The sequence below is a fragment of the Oleiphilus sp. HI0123 genome (assembly GCF_001635315.1).
Genome location: NZ_LWGE01001237.1, coordinates 1 through 8,010, shown reverse-complemented (window position 1 = coordinate 8,010; position 8,010 = coordinate 1). Strand labels below are relative to the sequence as shown.

At 45.7% G+C, this 8,010-nt stretch carries 7 protein-coding genes and 1 pseudogene; all 8 read left to right on the top strand.

Translation table 11 applies throughout. From position 1 onward, the window contains the following. Window positions 1-662: uroporphyrinogen-III C-methyltransferase (cobA, locus tag A3761_RS14395; RefSeq protein ID WP_156491854.1), on the top strand; the 662-nt coding region annotated here is incomplete at its 5' end. A gap of 2 nt (window positions 663-664) precedes the next feature. Beyond that, window positions 665-2,245, top strand: coding sequence for a cytochrome D1 domain-containing protein (locus A3761_RS14390; RefSeq protein ID WP_231875546.1), 1,581 nt, complete (start codon window positions 665-667; stop codon window positions 2,243-2,245). 25 nt (window positions 2,246-2,270) lie between these two features. Then, a complete protein-coding gene (locus A3761_RS14385; RefSeq protein ID WP_068509634.1) occupies window positions 2,271-2,669 on the top strand; it encodes a hypothetical protein in 399 nt (132 codons plus the stop codon). 476 nt (window positions 2,670-3,145) lie between these two features. Next, complete coding sequence (locus A3761_RS14380) at window positions 3,146-3,592, top strand: cytochrome c (RefSeq protein WP_068506849.1); 447 nt, start codon at window positions 3,146-3,148, stop codon at window positions 3,590-3,592. Between the two features lie 9 nt (window positions 3,593-3,601). Further along, window positions 3,602-5,014, top strand: coding sequence for a cbb3-type cytochrome c oxidase subunit I (locus A3761_RS14375; RefSeq protein WP_068514304.1), 1,413 nt, complete (start codon window positions 3,602-3,604; stop codon window positions 5,012-5,014). 136 nt (window positions 5,015-5,150) lie between these two features. Further along, complete coding sequence (locus A3761_RS14370) at window positions 5,151-6,983, top strand: nitric oxide reductase activation protein NorD (RefSeq protein ID WP_068514308.1); 1,833 nt, start codon at window positions 5,151-5,153, stop codon at window positions 6,981-6,983. A 36-nt stretch (window positions 6,984-7,019) separates the two neighbouring features. After that, complete coding sequence (locus A3761_RS14365; RefSeq protein WP_156490492.1) at window positions 7,020-7,790, top strand: CbbQ/NirQ/NorQ/GpvN family protein; 771 nt, start codon at window positions 7,020-7,022, stop codon at window positions 7,788-7,790. Between the two features lie 21 nt (window positions 7,791-7,811). Beyond that, window positions 7,812-8,010 (top strand): annotated as a pseudogene (locus A3761_RS14360) (hypothetical protein); the annotation flags it as partial.

The window sequence follows — 8,010 nt, the reverse complement described above, 5'->3', positions numbered from 1 at the left end:
AATTAGTGTCGCCCAGGGCAGAGTGTATTTATGTGGGTAAGAAAAGTGCCGACCATGCTTTGCCCCAAGAGCAAATAAACCAGTTGATTGTCGAAAAAGCGATGAGCGGCAAGAAGGTTGCTCGTCTTAAAGGCGGTGACCCTTTTATCTTTGGTCGTGGTGGTGAAGAGGTTCAGGAACTGTTGGATGCGGGGGTTGCTTGCCGAGTCGTCCCAGGTGTTACCGCTGCTTCAGGTTGTACGACTTATTCCGGCATTCCATTAACTCACCGGGATTTTGTTCATGGTTGCACTTTTATCACGGGCCATCTTCAGGATGATACGCTGGATTTACCTTGGCAGGCTTTGGCACGTGAAGATCACACTGTTGTGATTTACATGGGTATTAAAACATCACCAATACTGTCTAGAGAGTTAATTAATAACGGCTTGGCCGAAGACATGCCGGTTGCCCTAATCAGTAACGGCACCACAGAGAATCATCGAACCTATCGAACCAATATTTCAGATTTGCCAGAATTTGTTCTAGCGAACCAAATCAAGCCGCCAACACTGATTGTTATTGGCCGAGTGGTAAATGCTTTGGATACCGAAGGTTTTGATCAGGCTACTTTGCTTGATGAAGCCTCCAGGCATGAACAGATGATGACTAAGGTAGGTTGATTGTGAGACAGCTGTTATTTCTCTTAAGTCTATTTTCCTCGTTTGCTATTGCAGGCTCACCGGAGCTCGCGTCTGAGCCCGAAGTAAATATCAATAGCAGAATGGGGCAGGAGCTATACCAAACTCATTGTCAGGCCTGTCATGGTGAGAATCGTTTGGGTGCAATGGGTCCGGCTTTACTTCCTGGGAACCTCAAGCGCTTGAGAAAAAATAAAGCGCTAGGTGTCATTAAAAATGGCCGCGTAGCGACGCAAATGCCAGCATTTATGAGTACGCTTAATGACGCGGAAATCGAAGCTTTGGGTGATCTGATCTATACGCCTTTGAAAGAGATGCCGAAGTGGGATTTGAGTGATATTAATCAGTCTCAAAAAGTCTTTTTCAAGCCTGGCGACTTAGGTGAAAAGCCGGTTTTTGAAGCCGATATGATGAACTTGTTCATTGTCGTTGAGCTAGGTGATCATCATGCAACGGTTTTGAATGGTGATACATTTGAGCCTATCCATCGTTTTAAAACCCACTTTGCCTTACATGGTGGGCCAAAGTATTCACCTGATGGTCGCTTTGTTTACTTTGCTTCACGTGATGGCTGGGTGAGCAAGTTTGATATCTATAATCTAAAGATTGTTTCTGAAGTCAGGGTGGGGATTAATACACGTAACCTCGCTGTATCGAGTGACGGCCGCTATGCCATGGCGGCGAATTACCTTCCGAATAACTTGGTGATCCTGGATACCAAAGATCTGTCTCCCATTAAGGTGATTGATGTTAAGGATAAGGATGGTAATACGTCGCGCGTCAGTGCTGTCTACAATGCACCGCCAAGAAATAGCTTTATTGCTGCCTTAAAAGATATAAAAGAGGTTTGGGAAATAAACTATGAAGACAAACCTCCTGCCGGTTTCGTTGGTTGGGAGCATAGCTATCACAAAGAAGCGGGGGACGTTGTTACACCTGAACCTTTCCCGATTCGAAAGGCCAAAGTGTCAGCCTATCTAGATGACTTCTTTTTTAACCAGGACTATAGCTTACTCTTCGGTGCCTCACGTGAAGGCGAGGGGATTATCGTCTCGCTAGATGCCCGCAAAGAAATTGGTGAGCTAGATGTCCCGGGTATGCCGCACTTGGGGTCAGGGATTACTTGGGATTATCAAGGCAAAGAAGTGATGGCAACGCCGAACCTAAAGGACGGAAAGGTCAGCATTATCGATATGGATAACTGGCAGACAATTAAGCATATCGAAACAAAAGGGCCAGGCTTTTTTATGCGTAGCCATGAGAAGACACCTTATGCCTGGGTCGATGTTTTCTTTGGTCCAAACAAAGACCTTATGCACGTTATCGATAAATCGACATTGGAGATTGTTAAAACACTGCAGCCTATTCCCGGCAAGACGGCGGCTCATATTGAATTCACCAAAGATGGTCGCTATGCCCTGATGAGTATTTGGGATATGGACGGTGCGTTGATTGTCTATGATGCGCAAACGCTTGAGGAAGTGAAACGCTTGCCGATGACGAAGCCTTCGGGGAAGTATAATGTCTTTAATAAAACCACTTACTCCCGTGGCACGAGTCATTAACATGATACTTTAAAGGGCGATGAGCATGAGATTCAGATCTTTAATATTAGGCAGTATTGCAACCATTGTGATCCTGCTAAGTGCTCAGCTCGCCTATGTATTAATTGCCTCTTATATCGGTCAAGCTGCTTCAAACTCCACATTAATTGGTGAACACAAAGACCTGATGTGGTTCTTTCTCAGCATATGCTCATATGCGCTAAGCTTCTTTTTGGGTGGTTTTATTACATCCTTAATGGAGAGCGGTGCGCCCGTGCTGAATGCCGTAACGGTAGGGTTTATCGTCGCCATGTTATCAATGCTTAGTGTTGGCGACCTTAGTGTGCTTAATACTCGGGCATTGATCATGGTGTTCTTCGGCGTCGCATTCGCCTTTCTTGGCGGCGTTTGGGGCGCGGGAGTCTTTGCTAGAAAGCTAGTCTGATTTTTTTCCGTTTGCTGTTCACAACCTGTAACCCCTTAGCTTTGCTTATAGGGTTACACCCCCCCTCTCTATTTTTGTCTAGTACTAGCCTGCCAACGAGCCGGAGAGGGTGTAGCCAACAGGTTGGTTGAGACTATGGTTCTGACCCGATTGAAGCTGTGTGGCTTGTTTAAGCCTTTCTAATTCTCTGTTGTCATTTTAACTCACGGGTGTCATTTAGACTTCTTTAAAGTGTTGTCATAATGAAGGTTTATCAGAAAAATAACAATAAAAACAATGATCTATATCCTGGTACGGTATTTGTAATAGCTAAGTCGTGAGCTTGTTTTTCTGTCCCAATAATTGAATGTCAGAAAAGCATATCAAGGAGGAGGGTTCACATTACAAGTGGGGTGACCGTCAAGGGTATACCGGGTTTTCAAAGGCTCGGTAGCCGTTACTCAAAGCGGCGCAAGAGATAAAAACAGGAGGCAAACATGGCTGATAACTTTACCAAAGGAATGGCCCGAAATATTTATTATGGTGGTGGGGTGTTCTTCTTCCTGCTGCTTGTCGGGCTGACCTTTGACACAATGCGGATATTGCCGGAGCGAGATCATCGGGAAAATATTACCGAAGCTGTCGTGAAGGGCAAAGAAATATGGGAAAAGAACAATTGTATCGGTTGTCACAGTTTGATGGGGGAAGGGGCTTACTTTGCACCTGAACTTGCAAATGTATTTGATCGATATGGTGCCGGTGATGAGGCGGTATTTGAAAGCTTCATGCAAAACTGGATGGCGATTCAGCCATTAAATGTTCCAGGTCGCCGTCAAATGCCTCAGTTCCATTTATCAGAAGAGGACGTACATAACGTTTCTCAATTCCTGATCTGGACCTCGCGCATTGATGACAATGACTGGCCACCGAATAAGCAAGGTTAGGGAGTTGCTATGAAATACGAATCGCAGAGTGTTGCAAAAAACTATTTTATTTTCGCCATGGTTCTGTTCGCAGGTCAGGCGGTATTCGGGCTCATTATGGGTCTTCAATATATCGTTGGTGACTTTCTAGCAGGTGCTATTCCGTTTAACGTTGCACGTATGGTGCACACGAACTTGCTCATCGTTTGGCTATTATTTGGCTTTATGGGAGCAACTTACTACCTTGTCCCAGAAGAGAGTCAAACTGAACTGTATAGCCCCTTGCTTGCCAAAATCCTGTTTTGGGTGTTTGCCGCAGCCGGCGTTGCGACCATTCTAGGTTATTTGCTAGTGCCTTATAGCACCTTGGCAGATATTACTTTTAATGAACTCTTACCGACCATGGGGCGAGAATTCCTTGAACAACCGACGATTACTAAAATTGGTATTGTCATCGTTTGTCTCGGGTTCATCTTCAATGTAGGTATGACCATCCTTAAGGGCCGCAAAACAGTGATCAACATGGTATTGATTACAGGTCTGATTGGTTTGGCAGTGTTCTTCTTATTCTCTTTCTATAACCCAGGTAACTTGGTTCTTGATAAGTTCTTCTGGTGGTGGGTTGTTCACCTATGGGTTGAAGGTGTTTGGGAATTGATCATGGGTGCTATTTTGGCTTATACCTTGATCAAAGTGACTGGCGTTGACCGTGAGATAATAGAGAAGTGGTTGTATGTGATTATTGCTTTAGCACTGATTACCGGCCTGATAGGAATGGGGCACCACTACTTCTGGATCGGCCCGGGTGAGTACTGGTTGTGGCTGGGTTCTATCTTCTCAGCGCTTGAACCAATTCCTTTCTTCATGATGGTTGTGTTCGCATTCAAGATGGTTCGTGAACGTCGTCATGAGCATGGCAACCAGATAGCATTGACTTGGGCTTTAGGTACTTCGGTAATGGCGTTCTTGGGCGCAGGTGTATGGGGCTTCATTCATACGCTAGCACCGGTGAACTATTTTACACACGGTTCGCAGATTACTGCAGCTCACGGACATCTAGCATTCTTTGGGGCTTACTCAATGATTGTGATGACGATAATGTCCTATTCAATGCCAATTATGCGTGGTCGCCCTCACGGCAACTGTGAAAGAGCACAGAGATTGGAGCGTATGTCGTTCTGGACAATGTGTATCGCAATGTGCGGTATTACTTTGGCATTAACAGTGGCGGGCGTCTGGCAGATTATTCTCCAGCGTTTACCAGATGACGCAAATGCTCTGAGCTTTATGGCAACTCAAGAACAACTTCATCCTGTCTTCTGGGTACGTTTGTTCTTCGGTGTGATGTTCACTACAGGTGTAGGCATGTTCTTCGCAAGCTTCTTTGTTGGCGATAAGCAAGGTCTAGTTATCCCTGAGGGTGAGCAAAGAGCAGCTTCATAAGTGAAGTGCAAGTTGGCTGAACTTAGAACTTAGGAATAAGCTTAGCCAGCTATATTGACCCCACTTAGGTGCAGTCAGATATTTGGGCTGCACCTTACTCCATAACCATAATCTATGATGTTTAATCAGGTGTTAGATGGAAGAGTTAGTTGGTGAATTTTGGCATCGATTTGTTACGCGACAAGCTTCAACTGAGTTTGAAGATGCGCGCGTAGATTTAGTCGAATTGAGTGCTCAGTTAGCACCCTTTTACCGTGCTCTCGGCGGAAGCCCAGGCAAAGTGATAGAAGGTGCAATGGGACGCGAGCTGAAATTTCGTCGTAGACTGATTCAACGTATGGCGGGGACGCATAAGCGAAGTGAATTGGCATGGCAGGATGAACGTAGTCTGCGTTTGCCAACATCACATGCCTTATTTGAAGACAAAGCTTTAAACGAAGATTTATATTTCTGGTTGACGGCCTTGGCCGCTCAACTACCGAAAGTGACGCACTGGTTTACCGATAACCAGCAAGCGACGCTAGAGATCCTAAAGTCAAAACCGGGGTTAAGAGAGCGGTATTTCCGCCTTGTCGACGCGGTTTTGCCTTTGCGACCTCCTTTGGAAAAATTACAGGGTGAAAGACTTGATCGCGAGCTTGCGATACATCAAGCACTAAAAGACCCAGGGAGCGTCGAAACACTCCCGAAAGCGCCGGGCGACCCTTTCCCGATTAGCCTATGGCTCTACCCAGAACCGATTCATGGGGTTAGTGTTGCACCGATTGAAGAAGATGAAGAAGAGCTGCCAGCTGAAAGCAGCGGTGCCCAGACTGAGAAAGTTCGTGGCCCGCGTAAAGATGCTCAGCGCACCGATGATGCCAAGAAGACCGATGGCTTATTAATCTTTATGCTCGATAGCTTATTCAGCTGGACGGAGCATGTTGATCTAGACAGACCTCAGGAAGAGGATGTAGACGATGATGCCAGTTCCGTTGCAGAAGATCTGGATATTATTACGCTTTCTCGTAAGCGCCGGGCTGGCGCAGCTAAGATCAAGTTCGACCTGGATTTACCCGCCCCGCATAACGATGATTTAGCCATTGGTGATGGCATACGCCTTCGTGAATGGGATTACAGAAAGTCTGTCTATATTGAAGACTTTTGTTTATTGCAGCCCATGCTAGCGGATGACGCCGAGCCAAGTGGCGTTCCTGGTCACTTAACTAAAACTGCAAACCAGCTCAGGCATCGATTCAGCGCTTTGAAATTTCAACAGCATTGGCTTCGCCGTCAGCCTTTAGGTAGCGAGCTGGATCTGGATGCCTGTATCGAATCTATTGTTGAGCCTGATACTAATACAGGCAATGACAACTTTTATAAGCACCGTAAAGAAAGCCAACGAGATATTTCCTGCTTGTTATTAGCGGATTTATCTATGTCGACTGATTCGGGAATCAACTCAAATCAGCGTGTGATAGATATTATTCGAGATAGTATCACCTTGTTTGCCGAAGCCTTGAGCAGTGCAGGGGACCCTTTTGCAATCTATGGATTTTCCTCCATCAAGAACAAACAAGTTCGATATAACCTGTTAAAAAACTTCTCTGAACCTTATGGCGATGCCGCACGTGGCCGAATTCTTGAAATCAAGCCGGGATTTTATACGCGAATGGGCGCAGGTATTCGTCAATCAACTGAAGTGTTAAAAACACAAGCAACTCAAAAGCGCCTCATGTTGATTGTTTCAGACGGCAAGCCAAATGATATTGATCACTACGAAGGCCGTTACGGAGTAGAGGATACTCGTAAGGCGGTTCAGGAGGCCAAGCAGCAGGGCTTGCAACCATTTTGTATTACCATCGATGAAGATGGAAACGATTATTTACCTTACCTTTTTGGTGATCATGGTTATGCAGTGATTAGTGATACTGCGCGTTTACCTGCATTGCTGCCAAAAATTTACTTGAACCTTACAGGTCTATCGTAAGACGACAAGGGTCAAGCTTTTTAAATGGAGAACGACATGCCAACGAATTATCTAGCGCAGGGAAATGAAGTTGTTATCTTCGAGCACGCCGCCAACAATAATTTGCCGGTTTTGATTAAGGGACCTACAGGTTGTGGTAAAACCCGATTTGTTGAGCACATGGCCAAGAAACTTGATCGGCCTTTATACACGATTGCCTGTCATGATGATCTAAGCGCAACAGACTTGGTAGGTCGACACTTAATTGGCAAAGACGGAACCTATTGGCAGGATGGCCCGCTTACCAGGGCGGTGCGAGAAGGCGGTATTTGTTATTTAGATGAAGTCATTGAAGCACGGAAAGATACTACGGTTGTGCTTCACCCACTGTCTGACCACCGTCGCGTTTTACCTGTAGAGCGTACGGGCGAAGAAATTATTGCTCATCCTGACTTTATGTTGGTGATCTCTTATAACCCTGGCTACCAGAACGTAATGAAGGGGCTGAAGCCAAGTACCCGCCAACGCTTTGTTGCGATGGAGTTTGAATACCCCTTGGCAGAACGGGAAACGGTAATCATCTGTCAGGAATCCAATATCGACAAAGATACCGCCAAGAAGCTGGTTAGCCTGGGTGGGGATTTACGTCGCCTAAAAGACTATGACTTGGAAGAAGCGGCATCGACCAGGCTGCTGATTTATACCGCCAAGATGATTAAGTCAGGGCTGAATGCTCGCGAGGCGTGTTTATCGTGCTTGGCTCAACCTTTAACCGACGAGACCGAAACTCTGGCTGCCATTGAACTCTTGGTCATGACCTATTTCTAGGGCGCTAGCGAAAATAAACCTATGAGCATTGAGCAGGAAGTAAGTGCAGGGAAACATGTTCCCGGTGATATCGCTATATGGGTTCTGGTCTTTGCAGAGTTATTTGAATTTGGCTTGTTCTTTATCCTCTATATCGTTGCCAAAGTTCATAACCCGGAGCTATTCAAAACCGGCCCCTTAAGTCTTAATACCAGCGCCGGTATTTTGAATACCTTTATTT